Genomic DNA, 24,684 nt, shown 5'->3' with positions numbered 1-24,684 from the left:
GAGCACAACGATGTCGCCTGCCAGCTGTTTTTTTACTAATCGCACAGGCTTGCGCCTGCATTTTCTGCAATGGGGCGCGCCGAGCGGCGTGCCTCTGGTTCTGCTGCACGGCTTGCGGGCCTATGCGCAGACCTGGGAGTCGCTGGTGCAGGCGTTGGGCCCCGGTTACTGCGTTTACGCCCTGGACCAGCGCGGTCGCGGGTTGAGCGATTGGGCCACGCCGAGCAGCTACCACACGCAATCTTATGTGGAGGATGTGGAGGACTTCGTCGCCCACCTCGGTTTGCAACGCTTCGTGTTGCTGGGGCATTCGCTGGGTGGCGCCAATGCCCTTGAATATGCGCGGCAAAACCCAGGGCGTTTGCACGGGCTGATCATCGAAGACATCGGTCCCGGCTCTTCGAGCCAGGGCGACGGCGCGGCGCGTATTCGCCGTGAAATGAGCCAGACGCCGTTGCACTTCGACAGCTGGGCGAGCGCCCGCGCTTTCTGGCAGGCGTCGCGCCCGGGCTTGTCGGAGCAGGGCCTCGCTTCCAGGCTGGCGCATTCGATGAAAGAGCACGAAGGGCTGATCAGCTGGCGGCACGATCAGCAAGGCATCGCCGAGGCGCGCCTGAGCATCGAGCCGACCGACCTGTGGCCGGCGGTGCGGGCCTTGGACTGCCCGACCCTGTTCATTCGTGGCGGGCGTTCGGACTTCCTGCCCACCGCGACGCTGCAGGCGATGCGTGACAGCAATCGGCAGGTGCAGACGGTGGAAGTCGCGCACGCCAGTCACTATGTCCACGACGATCAGGGCGAGACGTTCAACCGGCTGGTCGCTGACTTTCTCGCCAGCCTCACGACTCCCAGCCCATGAAGGCAAGCGCGCACCGGCACTGACGTTTACGCCGCATCGAGACTGGCGCGGATCTTGTCCGCCAGCGCCAGCAACGGCGCGGCATACTGCGCGACCACCGCTTCGATCGGCTGCGGGGTCGACACGCTGATATTCAAAATGTGGTCCTGATAATTGCGTATGCCGAGTGGGGTCGAAATAGCCACCACCTCGGCCTGCCAGGACGCCGCGCAATACCCGCGAAGGCGGATGCTTTCATCGGCCTCGGCGATCTCGGCCGCCAACCCCTCCCATCTGGCGTCGCAGCGCCTGGCCTTGAACAGCGCCAGCAGCGCTTGCTGTTTCTGCGTTGGAATCGTCGCCAGGTAAGCGCGTCCCAGCGAGGTGAACTCCATGGGTACCCGTTGCCCGGTTTGTACGGTGCGTGGCGTGTTCTTGCGACTCAGGCGGATCGACTCCAGGTAAATCATTTCATCGCGGTCGGCGGCGGCCAACCCGACATTCACCCGGAGTGCATGAGCCGCCTCGCGCATCAGTGGCGCAGCGCGCTGAATCAGTGAACTGCTGTTGTACATGGCGTTGCCCAAGCAAAGCGTGGCGGGCGCGAGGCGATAGGCGCTGCGCTGGCCGTCGTACACCAGCATCCCGCTGTGAATCAGCGTCTGGGTCAAGCGACTGATGGTCGACTTGGACAAACCCGTGCGCTCGCTGATATCGCCATTCCCCAGGTACTCGGTGCCCGCGCGAAAGGCCCGCAGAATCTCGAGGCCCCGCTCAAGCGAGCGGTTGAGGGGCGCCTTGCCCGCACCGGGTCTGTCCAGGCCGTCATCCTCTCTCATCGTGTTCCACCCAGTGGAATTGGCGGATTGTTAATCATGGGGAGCTCCATAGACTCGGATCAGCGCAAGGCCTTTCAGTTTGGGCCGCTGCCATGCCAACAACAAGAGAGAGATTCCCCATGACGATGTTGCAAAGTGTTACTTCGCCGATCCACATGACCGTTGATGACGACGGTATCGCCGTGCTCACGCTCAACCGCCCCGAGGCGCGTAATGCGATCAGCGACGAGATGCGCAGCCAGATGATCGAGCTGCTGGAGGAGGTCGCCGCGAACCGCGCGATTCGCGCACTCATCATCACCGGCACCGGCAAGGGCTTCTGCGCCGGAGGCGACATCAAAGGCATGGAAAAGCGCATGAATGCGCCGGCGGGCGAGGTGGCCTACAACGGTTGGAAGCGCCAGCAGCGCGTGCATCATGCGGTGTCCCTGTTGCTCAACCTGCCCAAGCCGACGCTCGCCGCGGTCAACGGCGCCGCCACGGGCCTGGGGTGCGACCTGGCGTTGAGCTGCGATTTCGTGGTGTCCTCGCGGCAAGCCAGTTATGCGATGAGCTACATCGCACGGGGCCTGATTCCCGACGGCGGTGGCTTGTATCTGCTGCCGCGTCGCGTCGGGCTGCCCAAGGCCAAGGAGCTGATCTATACCGGGCGCACCGTGCAGCCTGAAGAAGGTTTGGCGATCGGCCTGGTGGACCGGCTGGTGGCGCATGACGACCTGCTTGTGGAGGCTCGGCGCTGGGCCCTTGAGTTATCCGCCGGCTCGGCCACTGCGCTGGCCTTGAGCAAATCCATCCTGAACAACAGCTTCGAACTCACCCAGGCCCAGGTATTGGCCATGGGCAGCCAGGCCCAGGGCATCTGCTACACCTCCGCCGAGCACCAGGCATCGGTCGCCGCTTTTCTGGCGGCCAAGGCGAAGAGGGGGTGAGCATGGACAGCATTTCCCGCCTGATGAACCCGCGCAGTGTCGCCGTGATCGGCGCCTCCGGGGACGCGCAAAAAACCTCCGGCAGGCCCATCGCGTTCTTGCGTAAACATGGCTTCGCCGGCCGCTTGTACCCGGTCAATCCACGCTACGCCGAGATCGATGGATTGACGTGCTATCCCAACATCGCCGCATTGCCGGAAGTGCCGGACGCCGCCATCATCCTGCTCGGCCCCGAACGCGCCAACCAGGCCGTGGCCGAATTGGCGGCCATGGGCACGCCGGCGGCCATCGTGCTTGCCGGTGGTTATGGCGAAGCCGGCGAGGAGGGCATCGCGCGCCAGCAAGCCTTGCAAGCCGCGCGAGGCAACATGCGCGTGCTGGGGCCGAACACCATCGGCCTGATCAACCTCACTCAAGGCATCACCCTGTCTGCCAGCGGCGCACTTGATCAGGAGGCGTTGCGGGCCGGCAATATCGCGGTGATTTCGCAAAGTGGCGGGATTCTCGGCTCTATCCTGTCCCGTGGCGCGGCTGCCGGCATTGGCTTTTCAAAGCTGGTGGCAACCAGCAACGAGGTCGATCTGGACGTCGCCGATTTCGTCGATTACCTGGTGGATGACGCGGCAACCGACGTTATCGCCCTGTATCTGGAAGGGCTTCGCGACACGGCCAAGTTCAGCCGTGCCGCGCTCAAGGCGCGCGCTGCCGGCAAACCGATCGTCGTCTTCAAGGTCGGACGTTCCGAGGCCGGTGCCCGCTCGGCGGCGTCCCATACCGGCGCCCTGGCCGGTGCCGACGCGCTCTACGATGTCTACTTCAAACAATTGGGCATTGTTCGGGCCCAGACCTTTGCCGACTTGCTCGACCTGCCTTTCGCACTGGCCAGCCGGCGCACGATGGCGGGCAATCGTGTGGCGATTCTGACCTCCACAGGCGGCGCCGGTACGCTGATCGCAGATGCCCTGGGCGCCAGCGGGTTCGACACCCCACCGCCGGGCGAGGCCACCGCCGCGCGTTTGCGCGATCTCGACATCGGCGACCAGGCCGTGCTGGATCGCAACCCCATCGACCTGACGCTGGCCGGCCTGCAGCCGCATATCATGCAGCAGGCCATGTGCATCCTGCTGGAAAGCACGGACTACGACGCGGTCATCAGCGTGGTGGGGTCGTCCGGCGTCGCCCGCCCGACATTGATGGCGGATGCAATCCGCGACAGTCAGCGCGACAGCTGCAAGCCGGTCCTCGCCTATGTCAGTCCTTATGCACCGCAAGCCTTGCTGCGCATCAACAGCAACCAAGGCATCGCCTTTACCGCGCCTGAGGCGTGTGCCAGTGCGTTGCTGGCCTTGAAAGGCCACAGCGCTGTCGAGCCGTGCGCGGCGCCGACGCAAGCGCGCAATCAAGCCATGACCGCGACGGAAGTTGAGCAATTGCCGAGCGGCACCCTGGATGAACGGCACAGCAAGGCGCTGTTCAGCCGCTTTGGCGTGCCGGTCACCCGCGAACGGGCGGTTGAGCATACGAGCCAGGCAATAGACGCCGCTCGTGCGCTCGGCCCCAAGGTTGTGCTGAAGGTGCTCTCCGAGCGCATTCCCCACAAAACCGAAGTGGGCGGCGTCGCGCTCGGTCTTACCGAACACACCATTGGCCAGGCGCTGGAACACATGCGCGGCGTGGTCGCGGACAAGGTGGGTTTTGTCCCCGAGCGCTTTCTGGTTCAGGAGATGGTCAGCGGCGGCCACGAGCTGATCCTGGGCTTCCATCGAGACCCGCAACTGGGGCCTGCGTTGCTACTGGGGATGGGCGGTGTCAGCGCCGAACTGCTGCGGGACACCAGCATGAGGCTGCTGCCGATCAGCCGCAACGACGCGCAGGCAATGCTCAGAGAACTGAAAACCTTTGCCCTGCTCGACGGCTATCGCGGCGCCCCCAAGGCGGATATCGGTGCGCTTGTCGACTGCATCATGGCCTTCGCCGATATGGCAACGACCTTGGGCACCAAGCTCCACGAAGCCGAAATCAACCCTTTGCGCGTGTTCGCGCAAGGGCAGGGTGTCAGGGCGGTGGATGGCCTGGCGCTGCTGGCGTGAGGCAGCACCTGTTCCACTCTGTGGAATAGGTGGATTGACCCTCACAGCCCCGGTTTCATAATCAAGACAGCTTCATCAACGACTCATAAAAACAAGTAGGTCGCTATGAACGTACTCAACTGCACATCGAACCAACGGCTCCCTCTGGGCAACCTGCATTTTCAGAGAAGGAGCCCATCATGCCTGTCGCATTAAAAGCCATCACCACGCCAGCTGGCGCGGAACGGGATGAGCGCGCGTCGGCGCTGATCCAATTTATCGGTGTTTCCAAATCCTTCACGGTCAAGGGCGTGGCCAAACAGGCATCCCACAGCATCAACCTGTCGATCGAGAAGGGTGAAGTGGTCACCGTGGTCGGGCCATCGGGGTGTGGTAAATCCACACTGCTGAACATGGTCGCGGGGCTGTTCGCGCCCACCGAAGGGCAGGTGGTCTACAACGGCAAAGCCGTATGCGGGGTCAATGGCCGTACCGGCTACATGACCCAGAGCGACCACTTGCTGCCCTGGCGCGATGTGGTCGGCAACATTGCCGTGCCCCTGGAAATCCAAGGCATGCCCAAGGTGCAACGGCGCGAGCGTATTCAGGAACTGATCAAACTGGTCGGTCTTGAAGGCTTCGAAAAATCCTACCCCAGCCAACTGTCCGGCGGCATGCGCAAACGTGCGGCGCTGGCCCGCCTGCTCGCCTATGACCCGGAAACGCTGCTGATGGACGAGCCTTTCGCGGCATTGGATGCGCAACTGCGCATGCGTATGCAGACCGAGCTGATTCGGCTCAGCCGGCGCTTGAACAAGACCGTGATCTTCGTGACTCACGACTTGGATGAAGCCGTCGCCCTGGGGGATCGCTGCCTGATCTTCGCCGGCCGGCCCGGCACCATTGTCAAGGACGTGCCGATCCCGCTGGGCGAGGAGCGCAACATTCTCCAACTGCGCAAGGACCCCAGGTACCACCAGCTTTGCGGCGATTTGTGGGACTTCATGACCCCGTCTTTGAACGATGCAGCGGAGGGTAACCGAGCATGAATATATTCCTTGGACGTCTGGCGATCTTCATCACACTGTTCGCCACGTGGGAGCTGTCATCGGGGCCGTTGATCGATCCCTTTTTCGTCAGTTCTCCCAGTGAAATCGCCGGCAAGTTCTACGAGCTGGTGATCAGCGGAAGGCTGTTTTCCCATGGTGGGATCACGGTGGTGGAAACCCTTGCCGGCTTCGTGCTCGGGGCGACGGTCGGGATCGGGGTGGGGTTGCTGTTGGGCCGTAACGAATTGCTGGCCAAGCTGCTCGATCCGATCCTGGTGTCGATCTATAGCTTGCCGAAAGTGGCCCTGGCCCCGCTGTTCATCATGTGGTTTGGCATCGGGATCGAGATGAAGATCATCCTGACCGCCACCATCGTGTTCTTCCTTGTCTTCCTCAACACCTACAGCGGCGTGCGAGCGGTCGACCGCGAGCAGCTGGAGATCCTGCGCTTGATGGGCGCACGCGAGCATCACTTGATCACCAAGGTGGTGTTCCCTTCGGCCATCCAATGGGTATTCACCGGGCTCAAGCTCTCGGTGCCTTACGCGCTGATCGGGGCCATCGTCGGCGAAATCATGGCGTCCAATCGTGGGCTCGGCTATCTGCTGCAAGATGCGGCGGGGCAGTTGGACACCGCTGGGGTGTTCGCCGCGTTGGTCGCCATCATCGCTCTGGCGCTGCTGCTGCAAGCGATCGTGCGTATGGTCGAGACACGCCTGATGCCATGGAAAAAAGATCTGGGTGATCGTGAAGCTTCGGTTTGACCTGTTCATAACTCACAAGAAAATACAGGTGTACGCATGTCTATTAAAAAACTGATCGCAAAGGCGGGCCTTGTCGCTTCGTTGCTGGCTGGCGCCACTGGCGCTTATGCGCAGGATATAAAAGTTGCCCTGGGCACCGATGGGTTCGTGCATATGCCGCTGTTCGTGGCGGTGGATGGCGGCTATTTCAAGAAGCAGGGGATGAATGTCGAACTCGTCAAGTTCAAGGGCGGCGGTGCCGCGACCTCGGGCCTGGCCAGTCGAACCGTCGAGTTCTGTTCCTGTGCGATCCAGAACTCGATCAACGCGAAATTGAAGGGCGCCGACTTGACCCTGCTGGGCCGGCTGGTGGGGCAGTACGCAAGCAACGTGGTGATCAGCCAGAAGAAAGCCGACCAACTGGGCCTGACCGCGCAAACGCCGATGGAGCAGCGGCTGAAAGCGATGAAGGGCTTGAAGATTGCGGTCAGCGGCGCGGGCGGCAGTGCTGATTTCCTGGTGCGGTTTCTCGGTGAAAAAGGCGGCCTTTCGGCAGAAAAGGACTTCACGTTGTTATACCTGAACAGTGCCAGCGCCATTCTGACGGCATTCGCCCAGGAACGTATCGACGGGTTCGCACTGTCCTCTCCGACCTCGGACAGCGCCATTATCGAACACAAAGGTTTCACCCTGTTGGATATGGCCGAAGGGCAGGTCAAGGAGCTTGATGGTTATCCCTCCATCGCCTTGAGTGCGCGCAAGCAATGGGCCGATGAAAACCCGCAGACGGTGAAGACATTCCTGGACGCGCTGGCGCAAGCGACGACGCTGATCAACGAGCACCCTGAGCAAGCCATGAAACTGGTGCGCGCGCGCTTTGAAGGCACGCCGGATAACGTGTACGCGGCGGCCTGGGCCTCCAACAAACACTCATTTCCTCAAACGCCTTATCTGAGCGAGGAAGACGTCGCCCGGGCGATTGCGTTTCTCGGCAAAGTCCAAGGTCAATCGATTCCCGGCAAGGCCGGCGACTACATGACCGCGATGCACTGACACCCCCTCTCACCTGATGGATGTAGCGGCCCACCGATCTCGAACGAGCGCGGTGTGGCTGCGTACCGCCCGGATTTTCTCATGAATAATAAAAAAACAAGCATATCGTGGGGCGTGATGGTTGCCGTCGGGCCCTGCCTGGCCACCGCCCAGGCAGCCGACTTCTTCGCCGACTCCAAGGTCGACCTGGAAATGCGCAACTTCTACATGAACCGCGATTTTCGCGACGGCAGCGGCCCATCAAAACGCGATGAATGGGCGCAGGGCTTCATTCTGCGCGCACAGTCGGGTTACACGCCCGGCGTCGTCGGGTTTGGCCTGGATGCGATCGCCATGGTGGGCCTGAAACTCGATTCGAGTCCGGATCGAACCGGCACGGGGTTACTGCCGGTTCGCGATGACGGCAGCGCCCCGGGCGAGTATTCCAAGGCCGGGTTGACCGCGAAAATGCGCGTGTCCAAAACCGAACTGAAGGTCGGCACCTTGATGCCCAAGCTGCCGACGCTGCAAGCGAACTTCGGACGCTTGCTCCCGCAAACGTTTCGCGGAGGCATGATCGAGTCCCGGGAGTGGAATGGCCTGGAGCTGATCGGGGGGCACCTTGATCAGGTCACCGATCGCGATGTCACCGGTGCGCGAGGGTTGTCGATCAATAACAAGAATCGGCGCTTTTCCGGCGCGCTTGACGGCGGCAACTTCGAGTTGGCGGGTGCCGCTTACCGCTGGAAGCATTTCCAGCTGACCTATCAGGTCGGACGACTGGAGGATGTCTATCAGCAGCACTATCTCGGTTTCAACAGTACCCACGACGTCGGTGAGGGTAAGTTCAAGGCGGATCTGCGCCTGTTTGTCAGCGACGATCAGGGGCAAGCGCGCGCCGGGCAGGTGGACAATCGTGCGTTCAGCGGGCTGGCTACCTATGAATGGCGGGGCAACGCATTCAGCCTGGGGTATCAAGCCATGCACGGGGATTCGGCGTTTCCCTACGTCGACGGTACCGACCCTTACCTGGTCAACTTCGTGCAGGTGGGCGACTTTGCCGAGAAGGGCGAACGCTCATGGCAAGTGCGTTATGCGCGCGACCTGGCGTCGTGGGGCTTGCCGGGGATGACCTTCATGACCCGCTACATCAAGGGCTCCGACGCAGAGCTGCGCACGACCGACTCCGGCCGCGAGCGTGAGCTGGATGTCGAACTGCAGTATCGGGTGCAGAGCGGGCCGCTCAAGGCCTTGGACATACGCCTGCGCAACGCGGTGTACCGCTCGGACTTCTCCCGTAATGCCAACGACACGCGGGTGATCCTCAGCTATCCCATTTCCTTCCTGTGACCCTTCCGCCTGGTGACGAAGGATCGTTACCAGGCGACGGTCGCATCACTCAGGTAACGCTCATGGAATCCTTGGTCAGTTTGAATTCAGCTGATGGCATTGGTGTCATCGTCATCCATAACCCGCCGGTGAACGCGTTGTCCCAAGGCGTCCGGCAACAACTGTCGGACTGTTTGGCACAGGCTCAGGCCGACCCCACGGTGCGCGCCATCGTCCTCGCCTGCCAGGGCACGACGTTTGTGGCCGGAGCCGATCTCAAGGAGTTCGACCAGCCGTTGATGGCGCCGCACCTTCCGGACGTTCTGAACACCATTGAAAACAGCCCCAAACCGGTGATTGCTGCGCTTCACGGCTCCGTGCTCGGCGGGGGGCTGGAGCTGGCGTTGGCGTGTCATCTGCGGGTCGCGGATGCGTCTGCGGTGCTTGGCCTGCCCGAGGTCAGCCTGGGCTTGATCCCCGGTGCCGGCGGCACGCAGCGCTTGGTTCGCCTGTGTGGCGCGTTGATCGCCGTCGACCTGGTCATTGCCGGGCAGCGTCTGACGGCGGCGCAGGCACACGCAGCCGGGCTGATCGATCACTGCGTGGCGACCGACGTCCACGTCGCAGCGATTGAGTACGCACGGCGCTTCAGTGTGGCCCAACCCTTCTGGCGGCGAACGCGAGATCGGCTGATTGCCGAACATGACGCCGCTGAATTCGAGGCGAAAGTCGCCGGCGTTATGAAAAAAATGCGCGGGCAACAAGCGCCCCTGGCTGCCCTCGAGGCGATCAAGGCCGCCCTGACCGTGCCGTTTGACGAAGGCATGGCCGTGGAGCGCAGGCTGTTTATCGAGCGCCGACAATCGGCCCAGGCCAAGGCGTTGCGGCATCTGTTTTTCACTGAGCGCGCCTTGGCCAGCCGCACGCGTCAGCTCGCTGCCAATGGCCACGCGCCCTCGATTCAAAAGGTCGCGGTGATTGGCTCAGGCACCATGGGCGCCGGGATTGCCATCTGCATCGCCAATGCAGGCCTCGTTGTAAGCCTGATCGACGTGCAGGATGCCGCGTTGCAACGCGGTGTGAAAAACATCGACGACTATTACCGGGACGCGCTGCTCAAAGGGCGGCTCGATGCCCAGGCTGCGCAACACTGCCGGGCCTTGATTCGGCCGTCGACCTCAATGGACGCGGTGGCGGACGCCGACCTGGTCATCGAAGCGGTGTTTGAAGACCTGCAGGTAAAACGTGCGGTGTTTCAACAACTGGACAGGTTGTGTCAGCCGCACGCCATTCTGGCGACCAACACGTCCTACTTGGACATCGAAGCCATCGCCGATGGCGTCAGCCGTCCACAGCAGGTCCTGGGCATGCATTTCTTCAGCCCCGCGCCGGTGATGAAACTGCTGGAGGTGGTGCGTACCACCCAGACCGACCGGGCAGTGCTGGCGGCGGTGCTGGCTTTGGCGCAGCGGCTCGGCAAGGTTGCGGTAACGGTCGGGGTGTGTGACGGTTTTGTGGGCAATCGGCTGTTGGCGGCGCGGGAGCGGGAAGCTATGTTCCTGTTGGAGGAGGGCGCGCCCCCCGAGGATGTCGACCGTGTGATGCGTGCCTTCGGCTTCCCCATCGGCCCCTTTGAACTGCGTGATCTGGCCGGCGTGGATGTTGCCTGGCGCAACCGCCAGGGGCGCCTTTCTCGGTTGAACGAGCGTGAGCGGCGCTGCGATTGGGTCGATAAACTGTACGCCGCCGACCGTCTTGGCCAAAAAGCCGGTGTTGGGTTTTATCGATACGCGCCAGGCAGCCGCCAGGCCGTGCCGGACCCCTGGTTGACCGAGGTGTTGGACCAGCACCGGCAGCAATGGCACATCACGCCGCGGAACATCACCGATCAGGAAATCGAAGAGCGCTGTTTGTTTGCAATGATCAACGAGGCCGCCTGGCTGATCGACAACGATATCGTGGCGCACCCTGGCGATATCGATCTGGTGTGGATTCATGGATATGGCTTTCCGCGCTACAAGGGCGGGTTGACTTACCATGCCGACCAGAGGGGGCTGGGCTATGTGGCAAAAGCGCTGACGCGCTATAACCCTGAAGCTGGAAAGGCACTCTTGGCGTTCATGACGCGCCGCAAAACCTTCCACGCTCATTGACGATCGGCCCCGGCGGGTTGTTGAGCCCGCCGGGGCATTGCGTCAGGCTTCTTTGATCACATGCCTCAGAATCAACGTCAGGACCGTCGCGACACACAGCATCGCGGCCATTGCGATAAGGCCGGCGTTGAATGAGTGGGTGAGGTCTTTGAGCCAGCCGACCGCGTAAGGACCGACCAACCCCCCGAGGCTACCCACGGCGTTGATGAACGCAATGCCACCGGCCGCGGCTTGCTTGCTCAGAAACGTCGCGGGGATGCTGTAGAAGCACGTGCGGACCGAACTCAACCCGATCAACGCCACCGTGAGGCCAATCAGTGCCGGAATCAGGTCGCTGTAGACCACCGAGAAAATAAACCCGGCCGCTCCGGTGGCGCAGGTAATGGCCAGGTGGAGCACATACCGCCTTTTGCGCGCGAGCACCTTCGCCCACACGAGCATCGCGACGCTGGCAATCAGATACGGTATCGCCGACACCCAGCCGATCTGAGTCGTCGTCAGCGCATGGCTTTTGAGGATTTGCGGCAACCATACGCCAATGCCCAGGATGCCGATGATGTAGCTGAACAGAATCGCGGCGAGCAGCCATACCCTGACGTCGTTGATGGACTGTCGAAAGCTGTGCGCGCCCTTTGACTCATGTTCCGCGTCGAGTGCCGACTGCAACGCTTGGCGCTCGTGCACAGTCAGCCACTTGGCGTCTGCGGGCCTGTCGGCCAGGCACTTCAAGCACAGTACGCCGAGCACACATGCAGGAAGGCCTTGTAGCACCAACAGCCACTGCCAGCCCCGGTACCCCCAAAGACCATCCATCGAGAGCATGGCGGCAGAGAGCGGCCCACCGAGGACGGAAGAGACGGGGATGGCAAACAGAAACCAGGCCATGACCCGCGTCCTGTATTGGATCGGAAACCACAGCGACAAGAAGAAAATGACGCCAGGAAAGAACCCGGCTTCTGCGATACCGGCCAGCAGGCGGATGAAGGCGTAACTGAGCGGCCCTTGGGCCAGCGCGGTGGAGGCGGAGAACAGCCCCCAGGTAATCATGATTCTTGCGAGCCATCGCCGCGCACCGAAGCGGTACAGCGCCAGATTGCTGGGTACCTCGAACAAGCAATAGCCCACATAAAAAATGCCGGCTGCAAAACCGAACTGGGAAGCAGTGAGCCCCAAATCTTCATTCATTGTCAGTGAAGCAAAGCCGACGTTAGTTCTGTCGAGATAATTAAAGAAATACGCGATGGCGAGCAGTGGGATTAACCTTATCGCGGCTTTACGGCAGGCACTCGATTCCAGCGCCTCCTGTCTTGTTACTTCGCCTGCTGTGAGTATGTTCATGCGCGTCCATTATTGTTGTAGTGAGGAACCTGGAAGCATAGGGGCGCGCTTCTTATCCTCGCCAACACCTTTTAACCATAGGTCGCTATAACCGCAGGGCATGGGGCCGTGGCAGTGTTTGCGGGGATTCCTGCCATGCCCGACAGGCATCGAAAACCATGACGCATCAGCATTGGTTATTTTCTTGAAAGTGCATAAACCTGATGGCTCACACCCATCGGTTTGGCGTGCCAAACAATAATAAAAGGCTCATGTAATGCAATACACTAAGATGATTAAATCTCTCATAGTGGCAGGGCTAGTTGCCTATAGCTTGCCGGGACATACCGACGACATGGTCAGAACAATTGTTGCCGAGAAAGGCAATGTACACATTGAGGCGCTGGATCAGGGCAAGGGGCATGTCATCGTGATCCTGCCTTCAAAAGGCCGTGGCGCGAACGACTATGACGAAGTGGCCCGTTACCTGGTAGGTGACGGCTATCGCGTGATCCGTCCGGAGCCTCGCGGTGTCAAGGGCAGCAAGGCGCCCATGGATACGCCGACGCTGCACGATTTTGCGGCCGACGTCGCCTTGGTGATGGATAAAGCCAGCACCGGGCCTGCGGTGGTGGTCGGGCATGCCTGGGGAAGCCAACCTGCGCGTGTGCTGGCGGTCGATCGTCCAGATCTGGTCAAGGGGATTGTATTGGCCGCCGCGTCGATTGGTAAGTTGCCTGCCGGTTCATCTGAAAAGCCCTACGGCCGCATGCTCGAAGCGATCAAAGGCGCGGGCAATTACGCGTTACCCGAAGCCCAGCGAATCAGCTATCTGAAGGAAGCGTTCTTCGCCCCCGGCAACGATCCGCGCGCCTGGCTGAGCGGATGGTACGACAAGACCCACCAGGCTCAAGACCATGCACGGGACAGCACACCCGTGGATCTTTATTGGTCAGCCGGCGCAACCGTGCCGATTCTCGACCTGCAAGGGCAGCATGACGCCGTCGTTATCCCGAACATTCTTAAATCCATGCTCGGCGATCGGGTCGAACATAAAACCATTGCCAACGCCGGACATGCCATGGCCCCCGAGCAGCCGCGTGAAATGGCGAGTGCCATCGCCGATTTCGCTAAACGCGTGTATGCGGACAAGTGATCGGCGTCTGTCGCCGATTTGATTGACGGGCGGTGCATGCGTTGGCCGTGGCCTGACGGAAAAATGCTCCGGACCTTTCGGTTCGGAGCATTCCTCATCTGTTGCGCGGCGTGTATTGCGCACTACATCTTGCGGGCGTACTGGGCCTTGGCAAACGCAGCGATGGCATCCGCCATCGCTTTGGGTTGCTCAGGCGCCATGGCGTGTCCGGCATCTTTCAAGACCACGACCTGGACCCGGTCACCGAGCATGCTTTTGAGCACGCCGGAGAAGCGCCGCGGGGCAACCGTGTCCGCTTCACCTTGCAGATCGAGAATCGGGGCACTGCCGGCGGCGAAGTAGTCGTCTACCGGTGTGGTGTTGCGTGCATGGGACTCGGCATCGTGGGTGGCCTGGTGCCAACCGCCCAGCCACACAGTAGGATCGTTGCCGGGGGCAAAGAAGGCCTTGCGCAGGTAGATCAGGCGTTGCTCTTCGGGCAGCGACAGGTCGCCGGCACCATCGATGGCCTGCCGCATCTCGGCATTGATCGGTTTTTCCGTCGAGCCCGGCGGCACTTTGCCGGCAGACGCCGCGGCCATCACTACACCGCGGACAAGGTCAGGGCGATCGGCGGCGAGCATGCGCGCGGCGAAGTTGCCCCAGGCGTGACCGACCACCACGACAGGGCCTGTGTTTTCATGTTCGACGACTGCTGCGACGTCCCGGGCAAAGTCGTGTACCGACAGGTTTTCCATCGGCCCTTTGCTTTGCCCTATGCCACGCGGCTCGGGCCTGAGAACGCGGAACCCATCCACCTGAAGATAATGGGCGACCTGGTCATAATCGCGAGCCGAACGCCCCAATGAAGGGAGCATCACGATCACCGGCCCTTTCCCTTGCGAGCTGACCTCGATTTGCACGTTGTCATAGTTGACCAGCGTTTGCTTGATCGGTGTGCCAGCAGCCATCGCAACGGCGCAAGTGAGGCCAAAGGTGGCGCCGAGCAGAATACGCGAGAGGGTTTTCATTATTTGCGCTCCTGTGCCGTTGGATTGTTGGCCGGTTCGAGGCCGCTTTCGGTCAGCAGATGACGTGCGGCCGGGCTGTTGAGGAAGGCAATGAACTCACGGGCAGGTTGTGTATGAGGCGTCTCGCGGGCGACTGTCGCGCAGAACCGGCTGATTTTCTGTACCTCTTCGGGAAGCGGGCCCAGGTAGTCGACGCCGGGGGTGACCTTCAACTCGCTGATTTGCTGCATGCCGATGTCCGCATCGCCTCTGGCCAGCGCCGTGCCCACCAGTTCCTTGCCGGCGATCTCAACGGTTTTACCTTTGATCTTGTCGCTGATGCCCAACCGCTGGAACAGCTCGGTACGGATATACACGCCGCTGGCACCTTGGGAGTAAGCGATCTTGTCGGCATTGAGCAACGCCGAGGTGAGCGCGGCGACGCTTGATACGTCCGGCTTGGGTTTGCCGTGAGGCACCCCGACACCGATGCGCGAGTCGGCGATCTCGCGGCGGGTGGTCATATCAAACGCGCCGGTGGGCGAGAGCAGTTCCAGGGTTTCATCCGCCATGATCGCCAGGTCCATCGGCTCTTTATGCCTGATGCGTTCTGGAATGGATTCGGGCGATGTGCCCATTGAAGGTCCCCAACTGAAACTCAGGGTATTGCCGCTGGCTTTTTCGTAGGCCGGCTGAAGGTGTTCCATGGCACCCCGCAGTGCGCCACTGGCAATGATCTTCAGTTCAGCGGCTTGGCTCAATTGAGAAAAACCGAGCAGGCTGACCAAACCGGTGGACAGCAGTATCGGAGCAGATCTTGTTTTTTTCATGGTGCTGCCTTCTTCAATGGGCGCCTGTTTCAAGCGCCGCGAGTGTTGACGAATAACGAGTACAACGATGTGGTCGACGCCATCAGCAGACGATTCCCGCGTGGGCCGCCGAAGCACAGGTTGGCGCAACGCTCCGGCAGGTCGATGTGACCAATCGCGGTGCCATCAGGGGCGAAGATGCGTACACCGTCCAGTCCGGGCTCAGGCGTGGCCCAGCCGCACCAGAGGTTACCGTCCACATCCACGCGTATCCCGTCGGGCAACCCGCTGCCGGCATCGATCAGCTCACGCCGATGACTGACTTGGCCTTGCTCATCGACGCTGTAGGCGACGATGCGCCGAGGGCGAGCCCTGGACTCAACCAGGTAGAGGGTCTTTTCATCCGGGGAGAAGGCCAGGCCGTTCGGGCCGTCGAGGTCTTCGGCCACGCAGTGCAGGCTGCCGTCCGCATCGAGGCGATAGAGGTTGGCCGGCAGTTGCGCGGTGCCTTGCCGGCCCATGTAGTCGCTGATCAGGCCGAACGGTGGGTCGGTGAACCAGATACTGTCGTCCGACTTCACGACGATGTCATTCGGCGAATTCAGCGGCTTTCCTGCAAAGCTGTCGGCCAGCACGCTGATGCTGCCGTCGTATTCGGTGCGGGTGACGCGCCGGCCGCCATGCTCGCAAACGAGCAGGCGTCCTTGACGGTCGCGCGTCATGCCATTGGCCTGGTTCGAGGGCTGGCGAAAGACACTCAAGCCGCCGGTGGTCTCGTCCCAACGCATGATGCGATCGTTCGGCAGATCGGTGAACAGCAGGAAGCGCGCGTCGGCGAACCAGGCGGGGCCTTCCGCCCAGCGCAGGCCTGTACCGAGACGCTCAACCTTGGCATGGGCAAGGCGGTAGTGCGCAAATCGAGGGTCCAATTCGCGAACTCTCGGGTCGGGCACGCGGGAGCTGGGAACCCAGGTAATTTCGTTCATCGTTTGATCTCCTGAATGGACGCACATCAGGCGTAAAGACGCGCCGGGTTGTCGACCAGCACCGCCTGCTGCAAGGCGGGGCTGTCGCACACCTGGCGAATGAAGGCGAGAAGCTGGGCATCGTCAGGTATCGGCCCTTTGATATTCGGATGCGGCCAGTCCGATCCCCAGATGGCGCGCTCGGGGGCGCACTCCAGTAACGCGCGAACCTGATCCAGCGCCTGCGGCCAAGGGCCGGGCTGACCCTGCATGGCACGATCGATGCCCGACAGTTTGATCCAGCGATTCGCGTGGCCCAGTTCCGCCCGCAGTTCGTCCATCAACCGCGGATCAACCGGCTGGGTGAGGTCCGGGCGCGCCATATGATCAATGACCAGTGGCGTCTTCAGGTCGCGCCAGGTGTGGAGGAATGGCAACAGCGTCGGCAACTCCCCGTGCACCAGCACGTGCCACCCCAGCGGAGCGACGCGCTCGGCCAATGCGCGCAGCTTTTGTGGGTCGCGGGCCCCCGGCAGATGGCCCATCAAGTTGAAGCGGATACCGCGCAGGCCGCCGTCGTGCAGAGCCTGCAACTGATCGTCGGTGGTGGTTTCATCAATGATGCCGACACCGCGATAATGCCCGTTGCTGCTGGCTATCGCCTCCAGAATGGCGCTGTGGTCGGTGCCATAGGGCGCAGCCTGCACCAGCACGCCGTGACTGATACCCAGTCGACGATGCATGCCCAGCAGTTCGCTGAAAGGCGCAGGCTCAGGCGTATAGGCCGCGTTGGCCGGAAGAGGGAAACGCGCCCACGGGCCATAGATATGGGTGTGACAATCCCAGGCACCTGTAGCGCTGGATGAAATCGACATGCTGGCTCCGAAAGTCTGCCCCGATACGCCGCCTGCCAGACCGATACCGGCGGCAGCTATCATGGTGTGTTTGATGAACAGACGACGTGACGTCTGAACGCAGGAAAAGTCGTCCATGTTCGGCCCTGGTTGGGTAGGCGGGCAGGGCTGCGATTTGCACAGCCCTTTGGAATGAGTCAGTCGCAGCGTGCGGTCATGCCGCCATCGACGATGATTTCCGTGGCGGTGACGAAGCGTGATTCGTCACTGGCCAGATACAGCGCTGCAAACGCCGTATCGCGGCCATCGCCCATGAACCCGAGTGGAATGCGTGCCACACGCGAATCGAGCAGTTTGCTCACATCGCCGCCCGTGCGTTGCCCGGCCAGGCGCACTTCGACCATCGGCGTATGCAACTGCCCCGGAACCACCGTATTTACGCGGATGCCCTTGGGGGCGTATTCGACGGCGGTGACGCGAGACAGTTGAATGACGCCGGCTTTGCTGGCGGCGTAAGCCACTTGTGCCGAGCCCGTCCAGCGCGTGCCGGACGTCGAGGCGGTGTTGATGATCGAACCGCCGCCCTGTGCTTCCATCAGTGGCAGCACATGCTTGCAGGTCAGGTAGACGCTTCTGAGGTTCAGGGCGATCTGCGCATCGAACTTGTCTTCGGCCAATGCCACAGCGCCGCCCGCGGCGGAACCGCCGACGTTGTTGACGAGAATATCGACCTGGCCGTAAGCCGCTTTGCACGCGGCGACCATCGAGGCGACCGCCTGACTGTCGGTGACATCGCAGGCGAATGGGGTGACCTCACCGCCGGCTTCACGGATGCGTTCGAGGGTTTCCTCCATGGCGCCCAGGTCGCGATCGACCGCGAACACCTTCGCCCCGGCCATGGCGAATATCACCGCGACCGCACGGCCATTACCCCAGCCACTGCCGACACAGCCGGCGCCGGTGACGATAGCGACTTTGCCCTTGAGGCGATCGCTTTTTGGGAGAGTATCAGTCATGCAAGTATCCTCAGTTCAATGTAGTCGGCAGTTCGGCAGTGGCGCCCGCAGGTGGCGGAACTTCGAACACCTTGATGGTCATGGAAATCAGGGTGTAGTAACCCGCGATGCCGACCAGATCGACGGCCGCATCGGTACCCATCTGTTCGACGAATTCGGCGTAGAGGCCATCGCCGATAGCGCGTTGGGCGTGCAGTTCGCGAATGAAGCGGTAGACCAGGGCTTCATCGGCGTTTTCGAACGCCGGCTCGCGGTCATCCCGAATCGCTTCGATGATGTGTGGCGCCAGCCCGGCCTTCAGTGCGAAAGGCTTGTGCGCCGCCCACTCGTATTCGGCGAGCCAGTGCCGGCCCATCAACAGAATGGCCAGCTCCGACAGGCGCGGGTCCAGGCAGGTGTCATAGCGGCAGTAGCGGCCCAGTGCCTGGGCGCACTCGGCCAGCGCTGGCCGATGCAGCCAGATCGCCAGAGGGCCGCGCACGCCTTGGCGAGGGCCATTGGCGATGCGCTCGTAAACCGGGCGCTGCGCGTCGCTGAGGTGGTTCGGGTCGATAGGCTTTAAACGATTCATGGAGCTTTCCTGTCAGGGACGCGGTGACTGAATAGACGGTTTGTGCGCGGGCGCGATGGCCGCCTCGGCTGACGGGCTTTCGACCGGTGGGCGCAGCAGGCTTCGGCTCGGCTTGCGGCCGGTTGCCCGCTCGAAAGCGTCGGGGTCGAATGCGCCTTCCCAGCGCGCGATGGCAAACACCGCGACGGTGTTGCCGACGATATTGGTCAGGGCGGTAGCGGTGGCCATGATCCGGTCAATGCCGAACAGCAACCCCAGGCCACTCAGCGGAAGGGTTTGTACCGATTGCAACGTCGCGGCCAGCTTGATGAAGGCACCGCCTGCAACGGTGGTACCGCCTTTGGAGGTGATACTCAGGATCGCCAGCAGACCCAGTTGCTGCACCAGGGAGAAAGGCGTGTCGGTCGCTTGTGCGATGAACCCGATCGCAACCGCCATGTAGATGGCAGTTCCATCAAGGTTGAAGCTGTAGCCGGCGGGCAGTACAAAACCGACGACCACTTCGTCACAACCGCTGCGTTGCAGCTTTTCGATCAGGCGTGGGAATACCACTTCGCCGGACGCCGTGCCGAACACCAGCAGGATCTCATCGCGAATCAGGCGCAGCACAGTGCCGAAGGGCAGGCCGATAGACCAACTGATCGAGCCCAGAATGCCGAAGACGAAGATCAGTGAAGCGGCGTAGTAAACCGCGATCAACTTGAGCAGATAGAGCAGGGTGTCGCCACCGTAACTGCCGATGGCCGCAGCCATGGCGCCGAACGCGCCCAGAGGGGCCAGCTTCATGATGAAGCCGAGCATTTTGAAGAGGATGCTCTGCGCCTCGCCAAGGGCTTTGACGGCGACCGAATCAGGGCCGCAGACGCGGTTGATGGCGATACCGGCCAATACCGAGATGATCAGTACCTGGATGATGTCGCCCTTGGCGAAAGCATCGACCAGTGTGTGGGGAATGAGCCCCAGCAGGTAGTTGATCATCGACACACTGCCTGCCGCAGAGGTGGCCTTGATCGCTTCACTGGATTCATTCAGGCTCGTCGCATGCAGGCCCACGCCCGGTTCAACGACGTTGACCAGAATGAAACCAATGAGCATCGCGACGGTGCTGACCACTTCAAAATAGACTAGCGACTTGATACCGAGTCGGCCGAGTTTGCGCATGTCCTGAACATGGGTAAGGCCATGAACCAGGGTGACGAAAACGATCGGCGCCAGCATCATTTTCAGCAGCGCGATGAATGCTTGTCCGAGGGGCTTCATGGCGACCGCCCATTGCGGTGCGGCGAAACCGAGGATGACGGCAGCAACAAGTGCTATCAGCACCTGTACGTGGAGTTTCTTCAACTGATTCATGGCATTTCCTGGCCCGAGAATGGGCATCATTATTCTTGTGGTAACACGTCCCTTGACGGGCAAGCTGGGCCTTCAGCTATCAGCGATGAGCATAGAAAAAACTAAAGCTAGGCACAAAAACCTTATTTTGATACAAAGCTATGCCATTACGGCATGGTGATAACGATGGATATTCGGGAACTACGCTCCTTCGTAAAAGTGGCCCAGTGCGGAGGTTTCAGCCGTGCGGCCAAAGAGCTCTTCATTGCTCAGCCGGCTCTGAGTCGGCAGATCGCCAAGCTTGAAGAGCAGCTTCAGGTGGCACTGTTCATTCGTCACGGAAGGGGGGTGGAGCTGACTGCCGCCGGGGCGCGTCTGCTGGAGCGGGCGGATGTAATGCTGCGTTACATGGAGGACACCGCTGATCATGTCCGAAACAGTGCGTTTGAAGAGCGCGGCCATTTGGCGATCGGGTTGCCTCCTGCGATCGGGACCATTGTGGGGCCGCAATTGATCCGTCGTTTTCACGAACGCTGGCCGAAGGCGTCGCTGCACGCGCTGGAAGGGTTGAGCACGTCGTTGCAGGAATGGCTGCTGGATGGCCGAATCCAGGTAGCCGTGGTGTACAACCAGCCTCTGCTCGAGGCCTTTGATGTCAAACCCATTTTCAGTGAGCGCATGGTGCTGGTCGGGCCTCCAGGGGAAGCGCCGAGATCGGTGCGTATCACCGGCCTGGCTGATTTCCCGCTGATCCTTCCGGGCCTGCCGCACAGTAATCGTCGCTTGATCGAGCAGGTTGCCGCGCAGAATGGACTGCGGCTGAACGTCATATTCGAAGTGGACAGCGTGAGCTTGACCAAGCGTCTGGTCGCCGAAGGCATGGGGTACTCCATTCTTGCTCACGCAGCCGTTCAGGAAGATATCGCGAAGGGGCTGTTGGTCGGTCACACCATCGAACGACCGGGCATCCGATCCACGGTTTCGTTGACGACACTCAAAGACCGTAGAAGCAGCCGCCTGGCGTTGAGTTGGGAAAAGATTCTGTTGGAGACGTTGGAAGAGCTGGTGACGGTCGGCGCGTGGAAGGACGCGACTCTCTGGCTGGGGCTGGAAAGCACAAAAACCTAGGGTGCCCGGCATGGCAAAGGCGAACCACTCCAGCGAGTGGTTTTTTTTTGCCTGGATTTTTACGCGGTTGATACAAAGCTGATACGCGAAAAACAGTTAATGAGAATCAATGTCATACGCGAATGGTTTGGTATATCATGCGCCGCGAATTCCTGGCAGGTTTGCCTGCGCGTCGGCTCATCCATGAGGTCCAACATCCATGCGTCACACCCTGATTTCCCTCTGCGTGCTTCAGGCGTTTACTCCTTTTGCCTGGGCACAGGTTGCCGCCTCTGAACAACCCAGCCTCGAGTTGCAGGCGACCACGGTCACCGGCGAAATGGACTACGAGACGGCTCAAGGGCCGGTCAAGGGCTACCGCGCAACACGTTCAGCCAGTGCGACCCGTACCGACACTTCGATTCATGAAACGCCGCAGTCCATCAGCGTAGTGCCCAAGGACGTGGTCGAGGACATTGGTGCGACTCGCCTGCAGGAGGCCCTGGACTACGCGGGCGGCGTCGGCCGGGCGAACAACTTCGGCGGGCAAGGGCTTACCAGCTTCACCGTGCGAGGCTTTACCACTGCCGAGTTCTACCGCAACGGTTTCCCGATCAACCGCGGCTACCCGAGCATGCCCGACGCCAACAGCATCGAGCGCCTTGAAGTGCTGCGCGGGCCGGCGACCATGCTGTATGGCCGTGGCGATCCCGGTGGCACCTTCAACGTGGTATCCAAACAGCCGCTGGCCGAGCCCACGGTCACGCTGGGTAGCCAATTGAATGATCAGGGCATGAAGCGCGGCACCCTCGATGCGTCCGGCCCGCTGGATGAGCAAGGCGCGCTGGCCTATCGTCTGAACGTGGTGGGCGAGGGCGGCGACACCTTCCGCGACCATGTCTCGAGCGAACGCTACGGCGTGACCCCGGTGTTGACCTGGCAGGCCAATGACGCCACCAAGGTGATCTTCGAAGGCGACTTCATGCGTAACAATCGCCCGCTGGATCGCGGCCTGACACGCTTCGCCAACCAGCGTGGGACGCCGTCCCGTGACACCTTCTGGGGTGAGAAGTACGCCGGCGACCTGCACAACGATAACAACATGGCCCAGTTGCGCTTCGAACATCTGCTCAACGACAACTGGACCCTGGGCGGTGGTTTCCAGTGGCTGGACGGGACGATGAAGGGCAATGGTGTCGAGGCCAACGGCGCGACCAGCCTGGATGCCGATGGCCGCACACTTCAGCGCAACTTCAACTACCGCAAGCTGGAATGGACCGACAAGGACTACCAACTCAACCTGACCGGGCACTTTTCCACCGGCGGCTTTGATCACACCTTGCTCACTGGCATCGAATACGAAGACTACGACTACAAGTCGATCATCCAGCGTTCCGCCGTCTTGGCGGGGACCTTTCCGATCGATATCTACAACCCGGTCTACGGCCAGCCTCGTCCGGCGCTGACCCGCACGCCGACACACGATAAAGAAAACCTCAAGACCTACGCGGCCTTCGTTCAGGACCAGGTGGCACTGACCGAGCGCTTGAAAGTCCTCGCCGGTGCGCGCTTCGAGCGCTTCGAGCACGATTACGAGTCCTACGTACCCGGTGTCAGAAGCTGGAACGCCGCCGACAACGCTGTCACCCCGCGCGTCGGCGTGATGTATGACCTCACCGACACCGTCGCGCTCTACGCGGATGCCGCGCGCTCGTTCAAGCCCAACACCGGCGCCAGTCGTCAGGGCGGCGGGTTCGATCCGGAGAAGGGCAAGTCCTACGAGATGGGCGTGAAGTGGGAAGCGCTTGACCGACAGTTGAGCGTCGATGCGGCGATCTACCAGATCGAGAAGAAAAATGTCCAGGGTCTCGACCCCTTGAACTCCGACTTCAATGTCGCGACGGGCCAGGTCCGCAGCCGCGGCTTTGATCTGAACGTGGCCGGCAATCTGACGCCCGAGTGGCGGATGATCGGCGGCTATGCCTATGTGGATGCCGCCGTCACCAAGGACACCACTGTCCGTACCGGAACGCGTTTGGCCAACATTCCGCGCAATAGCTTCAGCCTGCTCAACGTGTATGAGTTCCAGGACGGCGCGCTCAAAGGCTTGGGCCTCGGCGCCGGTGGCAAATACGTGGCCGAGCGTGCCGGGCAGACGGCCAACAACACGTTCGCGATGGACGCTTACACGGTCGTCGACCTGCTCGGTTACTACAAGGTCAACGAAAAGGTCAGGCTCAACCTGGACGTGAAGAACCTGTTCAATCGCGAGTACGAAGAGGGCTCGTTCTTGAACTTCTACGCCTACCCTGGCGAGCCGCGCACGGTGCAAGTGGGTATTTCCTACACTCTGTAGCGCGGTCAGCGCCCGGCGCGATGTGCCTCGTCGCTTGATCCGGTGGTATGCCGGGCGAAGGTCACGCAGCCACACTTTTTGGCGGCCTGTAGGGAAACCCCTACAGGCTCCGAAAATCCCTCGCGCAATATCAGGATTGGATGATGGCTCTTTGCTAGATGTCGGGTTAGAGTGATTAAAAGGTTCTTGCGAATCTTCGTTTCTGCGACCCCTCCCGAGGCTGCAGGACACTTCATAATGTGGAGTGCATCATGAAAGTCCTAATCGCTGATGACTCATCCATGTCCCGCAAGCTGGTCTTGCGTTCCCTGCCAGAATCACTGACCGAAGATGTTCGCCAGGCCTGTAACGGTGCCGAGGTGATGGAGGCGTATCACGCCGGTTTGGTGGACCTGCTTTTTCTCGACCTGACCATGCCGGTCATGGATGGCTTCCAGACCCTTGAGGCGCTCAAGCGCGAGGACGCGAATGTGGTTGTCGTGGTGATCAGCGCCGACATCCAGCCGCTGGCCAGGCAGCGCGTATCCGATCTGGGCGCTGCTGCATTCGTCGCCAAGCCGGTTACGGCGCAAGCTGTACTCAATGCCTTGCACGTCATAGGGGTACTTTGATGGAAACCTTGGCCGCGCTAACCGAAGACCAACGTGATGCCTTGCAGGAATTGATGAACATTGCCATGGGGCAGGCCGCCGAACGACTGGCCCGGCTGACCAACACCATGGTTACGCTTTCGGTTCCTTTCATTCACCCACTGATCCGGGAGCAGGACAACCTGTTGATTCCGGACCATCTTCGTCGAAGCTCCATGATCGTCACCCGCCAGTCGTTCCTGGGGGAGTTGCGCGGAGAGGTGTTCGTTTGCTTTGGTTCCATGGGGGCCGACAAGCTCGCCGAATTGCTCGGCTATAGCGACGGCGGCCCTGCGCAGCAGGAAGAACTGATGCTGGATGTCACCAACATCCTGTCCGGCGCCTGCATCAGTGGCCTGGCCAAGCAGGTGGCGATACAAGTGAGTTATGACGCGCCGTCGATTCTGGTCCACAGAGAAGAGTCCGCGAACGCACTGAATGAATTGAACCTGAACGAACACCTGGCGATGGTGTTGGAAATCCGTTTCGAGGTGCAGGCTCATCAATTCTCCTGCGACCTGCTGATCTGTATTACCGAACGTACAGCAGGCGTTGTGGTCCGGGCCATCGATCGCTTGCTCTATGAGCTTTGAAGGGGCGTC

22 protein-coding genes are annotated in these 24,684 nt (G+C 61.2%); 13 read left to right on the top strand and 9 right to left on the bottom strand.

All coding sequences use genetic code 11. The annotated features are described in order from the left end of the window. Window positions 1-10: 10 nt before the first annotated feature. Window positions 11-859 carry an alpha/beta fold hydrolase gene (locus C8K66_RS19455; RefSeq protein ID WP_046384077.1) on the top strand — a complete coding sequence of 283 codons (849 nt, stop codon included), beginning with the start codon at window positions 11-13 and terminating at the stop codon, window positions 857-859. Between the two features lie 26 nt (window positions 860-885). On the opposite strand, the gene C8K66_RS19450 is transcribed toward C8K66_RS19455, so the two are convergent. Then, window positions 886-1,677, bottom strand: coding sequence for an IclR family transcriptional regulator (locus tag C8K66_RS19450; RefSeq protein WP_046384076.1), 792 nt, complete (start codon window positions 1,675-1,677; stop codon window positions 886-888). Window positions 1,678-1,796: 119 nt separating this feature from the next. On the opposite strand from C8K66_RS19450, the gene C8K66_RS19445 reads away from it, so the two are divergent. From C8K66_RS19445 to C8K66_RS19415, 7 genes are all read left to right on the top strand, one after another. Continuing rightward, a complete protein-coding gene (locus C8K66_RS19445; RefSeq protein ID WP_108525693.1) occupies window positions 1,797-2,606 on the top strand; it encodes an enoyl-CoA hydratase/isomerase family protein in 810 nt (269 codons plus the stop codon). A 2-nt stretch (window positions 2,607-2,608) separates the two neighbouring features. Next, the gene (locus tag C8K66_RS19440) at window positions 2,609-4,696 is read left to right on the top strand and encodes an acetate--CoA ligase family protein (protein ID WP_108525691.1); all 2,088 of its coding nucleotides are present in this window, start codon (window positions 2,609-2,611) and stop codon (window positions 4,694-4,696) included. A 179-nt stretch (window positions 4,697-4,875) separates the two neighbouring features. Next, window positions 4,876-5,724 (top strand): ABC transporter ATP-binding protein, encoded by an 849-nt coding sequence (locus tag C8K66_RS19435; protein WP_108525689.1) that lies wholly within the window; start codon window positions 4,876-4,878, stop codon window positions 5,722-5,724. Next, window positions 5,721-6,488: an ABC transporter permease gene (locus C8K66_RS19430; protein ID WP_046384073.1), complete on the top strand. Its 768-nt coding sequence runs from the start codon at window positions 5,721-5,723 to the stop codon at window positions 6,486-6,488. The genes C8K66_RS19435 and C8K66_RS19430 overlap by 4 nt, the downstream gene beginning before the upstream one ends. Window positions 6,489-6,524: 36 nt before the next feature. Beyond that, window positions 6,525-7,520: an ABC transporter substrate-binding protein gene (locus C8K66_RS19425; protein WP_046384072.1), complete on the top strand. Its 996-nt coding sequence runs from the start codon at window positions 6,525-6,527 to the stop codon at window positions 7,518-7,520. A gap of 81 nt (window positions 7,521-7,601) precedes the next feature. Next, window positions 7,602-8,849: an OprD family porin gene (locus tag C8K66_RS19420; RefSeq protein ID WP_165933333.1), complete on the top strand. Its 1,248-nt coding sequence runs from the start codon at window positions 7,602-7,604 to the stop codon at window positions 8,847-8,849. A gap of 62 nt (window positions 8,850-8,911) precedes the next feature. Beyond that, window positions 8,912-10,981, top strand: coding sequence for a 3-hydroxyacyl-CoA dehydrogenase NAD-binding domain-containing protein (locus C8K66_RS19415; RefSeq protein WP_108525685.1), 2,070 nt, complete (start codon window positions 8,912-8,914; stop codon window positions 10,979-10,981). 42 nt (window positions 10,982-11,023) lie between these two features. Here C8K66_RS19415 and C8K66_RS19410 read toward each other — a convergent pair whose 3' ends face one another. Then, window positions 11,024-12,319: an MFS transporter gene (locus C8K66_RS19410; protein WP_046384070.1), complete on the bottom strand. Its 1,296-nt coding sequence runs from the start codon at window positions 12,317-12,319 to the stop codon at window positions 11,024-11,026. Window positions 12,320-12,575: 256 nt separating this feature from the next. On the opposite strand from C8K66_RS19410, the gene C8K66_RS19405 reads away from it, so the two are divergent. Beyond that, window positions 12,576-13,454, top strand: a complete 879-nt coding sequence (locus C8K66_RS19405; protein ID WP_108525683.1) for an alpha/beta fold hydrolase — start codon at window positions 12,576-12,578, stop codon at window positions 13,452-13,454. A gap of 122 nt (window positions 13,455-13,576) precedes the next feature. Here C8K66_RS19405 and C8K66_RS19400 read toward each other — a convergent pair whose 3' ends face one another. The 7 genes from C8K66_RS19400 to C8K66_RS19370 are packed head-to-tail and all read right to left on the bottom strand — an operon-like array spanning window position 13,577 to window position 20,011. Then, complete coding sequence (locus C8K66_RS19400) at window positions 13,577-14,464, bottom strand: alpha/beta fold hydrolase (RefSeq protein ID WP_046384068.1); 888 nt, start codon at window positions 14,462-14,464, stop codon at window positions 13,577-13,579. After that, window positions 14,464-15,273 carry a substrate-binding domain-containing protein gene (locus C8K66_RS19395; RefSeq protein ID WP_046384067.1) on the bottom strand — a complete coding sequence of 270 codons (810 nt, stop codon included), beginning with the start codon at window positions 15,271-15,273 and terminating at the stop codon, window positions 14,464-14,466. Before C8K66_RS19395 ends, C8K66_RS19400 begins: the two co-directional genes overlap by 1 nt. Before the next feature lie 29 nt (window positions 15,274-15,302). Further along, complete coding sequence (locus C8K66_RS19390) at window positions 15,303-16,238, bottom strand: SMP-30/gluconolactonase/LRE family protein (protein ID WP_108525681.1); 936 nt, start codon at window positions 16,236-16,238, stop codon at window positions 15,303-15,305. A gap of 26 nt (window positions 16,239-16,264) precedes the next feature. After that, a complete protein-coding gene (locus tag C8K66_RS19385; protein WP_241561609.1) occupies window positions 16,265-17,209 on the bottom strand; it encodes an amidohydrolase in 945 nt (314 codons plus the stop codon). 59 nt (window positions 17,210-17,268) lie between these two features. Continuing rightward, on the bottom strand, window positions 17,269-18,087 hold the full coding sequence (locus C8K66_RS19380; protein ID WP_046384064.1) for an SDR family NAD(P)-dependent oxidoreductase: 819 nt from the start codon (window positions 18,085-18,087) through the stop codon (window positions 17,269-17,271). A 10-nt stretch (window positions 18,088-18,097) separates the two neighbouring features. Continuing rightward, on the bottom strand, window positions 18,098-18,658 hold the full coding sequence (locus tag C8K66_RS19375) for a carboxymuconolactone decarboxylase family protein (protein WP_046384063.1): 561 nt from the start codon (window positions 18,656-18,658) through the stop codon (window positions 18,098-18,100). Window positions 18,659-18,670: 12 nt separating this feature from the next. After that, window positions 18,671-20,011, bottom strand: coding sequence for a cation:dicarboxylate symporter family transporter (locus tag C8K66_RS19370; RefSeq protein WP_046384062.1), 1,341 nt, complete (start codon window positions 20,009-20,011; stop codon window positions 18,671-18,673). 165 nt (window positions 20,012-20,176) lie between these two features. On the opposite strand from C8K66_RS19370, the gene C8K66_RS19365 reads away from it, so the two are divergent. The 4 genes from C8K66_RS19365 (at window position 20,177) to C8K66_RS19350 (ending at window position 24,675) form a co-directional block, all read left to right on the top strand. After that, a complete protein-coding gene (locus C8K66_RS19365; RefSeq protein WP_046384061.1) occupies window positions 20,177-21,118 on the top strand; it encodes a LysR family transcriptional regulator in 942 nt (313 codons plus the stop codon). 199 nt (window positions 21,119-21,317) lie between these two features. Beyond that, a complete protein-coding gene (locus C8K66_RS19360) occupies window positions 21,318-23,453 on the top strand; it encodes a TonB-dependent siderophore receptor (RefSeq protein WP_108525677.1) in 2,136 nt (711 codons plus the stop codon). A gap of 251 nt (window positions 23,454-23,704) precedes the next feature. Further along, window positions 23,705-24,064 (top strand): response regulator, encoded by a 360-nt coding sequence (locus C8K66_RS19355; RefSeq protein ID WP_017846984.1) that lies wholly within the window; start codon window positions 23,705-23,707, stop codon window positions 24,062-24,064. Beyond that, window positions 24,064-24,675, top strand: a complete 612-nt coding sequence (locus tag C8K66_RS19350) for a chemotaxis protein CheC (RefSeq protein ID WP_046384059.1) — start codon at window positions 24,064-24,066, stop codon at window positions 24,673-24,675. The genes C8K66_RS19355 and C8K66_RS19350 overlap by 1 nt, the downstream gene beginning before the upstream one ends. The last annotated feature ends 9 nt before the right edge of the window (window positions 24,676-24,684 follow it).

It is taken from the genome of Pseudomonas sp. GV105, assembly GCF_003058185.1.
GTDB lineage: Bacteria > Pseudomonadota > Gammaproteobacteria > Pseudomonadales > Pseudomonadaceae > Aquipseudomonas > Aquipseudomonas veronii.
Note: the sequence above shows the minus strand (reverse complement) of the source record. Positions and strands in the feature narration are given on the sequence as shown.

Coding starts and splice junctions, on each gene's coding strand:
- C8K66_RS19405 (WP_108525683.1), top strand. CDS start 12,576: ATGCAATACACTAAGATGATTAAATCTCTCATAGTGGCAGGGCTAGTT.
- C8K66_RS19455 (WP_046384077.1), top strand. CDS start 11: ATGTCGCCTGCCAGCTGTTTTTTTACTAATCGCACAGGCTTGCGCCTG.
- C8K66_RS19450 (WP_046384076.1), bottom strand. CDS start 1,677: ATGAGAGAGGATGACGGCCTGGACAGACCCGGTGCGGGCAAGGCGCCC.
- C8K66_RS19370 (WP_046384062.1), bottom strand. CDS start 20,011: ATGAATCAGTTGAAGAAACTCCACGTACAGGTGCTGATAGCACTTGTT.
- C8K66_RS19380 (WP_046384064.1), bottom strand. CDS start 18,087: ATGACTGATACTCTCCCAAAAAGCGATCGCCTCAAGGGCAAAGTCGCT.
- C8K66_RS19360 (WP_108525677.1), top strand. CDS start 21,318: ATGCGTCACACCCTGATTTCCCTCTGCGTGCTTCAGGCGTTTACTCCT.
- C8K66_RS19365 (WP_046384061.1), top strand. CDS start 20,177: ATGGATATTCGGGAACTACGCTCCTTCGTAAAAGTGGCCCAGTGCGGA.
- C8K66_RS19415 (WP_108525685.1), top strand. CDS start 8,912: ATGGAATCCTTGGTCAGTTTGAATTCAGCTGATGGCATTGGTGTCATC.
- C8K66_RS19440 (WP_108525691.1), top strand. CDS start 2,609: ATGGACAGCATTTCCCGCCTGATGAACCCGCGCAGTGTCGCCGTGATC.
- C8K66_RS19350 (WP_046384059.1), top strand. CDS start 24,064: ATGGAAACCTTGGCCGCGCTAACCGAAGACCAACGTGATGCCTTGCAG.
- C8K66_RS19425 (WP_046384072.1), top strand. CDS start 6,525: ATGTCTATTAAAAAACTGATCGCAAAGGCGGGCCTTGTCGCTTCGTTG.
- C8K66_RS19400 (WP_046384068.1), bottom strand. CDS start 14,464: ATGAAAACCCTCTCGCGTATTCTGCTCGGCGCCACCTTTGGCCTCACT.
- C8K66_RS19420 (WP_165933333.1), top strand. CDS start 7,602: ATGAATAATAAAAAAACAAGCATATCGTGGGGCGTGATGGTTGCCGTC.
- C8K66_RS19430 (WP_046384073.1), top strand. CDS start 5,721: ATGAATATATTCCTTGGACGTCTGGCGATCTTCATCACACTGTTCGCC.
- C8K66_RS19375 (WP_046384063.1), bottom strand. CDS start 18,658: ATGAATCGTTTAAAGCCTATCGACCCGAACCACCTCAGCGACGCGCAG.
- C8K66_RS19410 (WP_046384070.1), bottom strand. CDS start 12,319: ATGAACATACTCACAGCAGGCGAAGTAACAAGACAGGAGGCGCTGGAA.
- C8K66_RS19355 (WP_017846984.1), top strand. CDS start 23,705: ATGAAAGTCCTAATCGCTGATGACTCATCCATGTCCCGCAAGCTGGTC.
- C8K66_RS19435 (WP_108525689.1), top strand. CDS start 4,876: ATGCCTGTCGCATTAAAAGCCATCACCACGCCAGCTGGCGCGGAACGG.
- C8K66_RS19445 (WP_108525693.1), top strand. CDS start 1,797: ATGACGATGTTGCAAAGTGTTACTTCGCCGATCCACATGACCGTTGAT.
- C8K66_RS19390 (WP_108525681.1), bottom strand. CDS start 16,238: ATGAACGAAATTACCTGGGTTCCCAGCTCCCGCGTGCCCGACCCGAGA.
- C8K66_RS19385 (WP_241561609.1), bottom strand. CDS start 17,209: ATGGACGACTTTTCCTGCGTTCAGACGTCACGTCGTCTGTTCATCAAA.
- C8K66_RS19395 (WP_046384067.1), bottom strand. CDS start 15,273: ATGAAAAAAACAAGATCTGCTCCGATACTGCTGTCCACCGGTTTGGTC.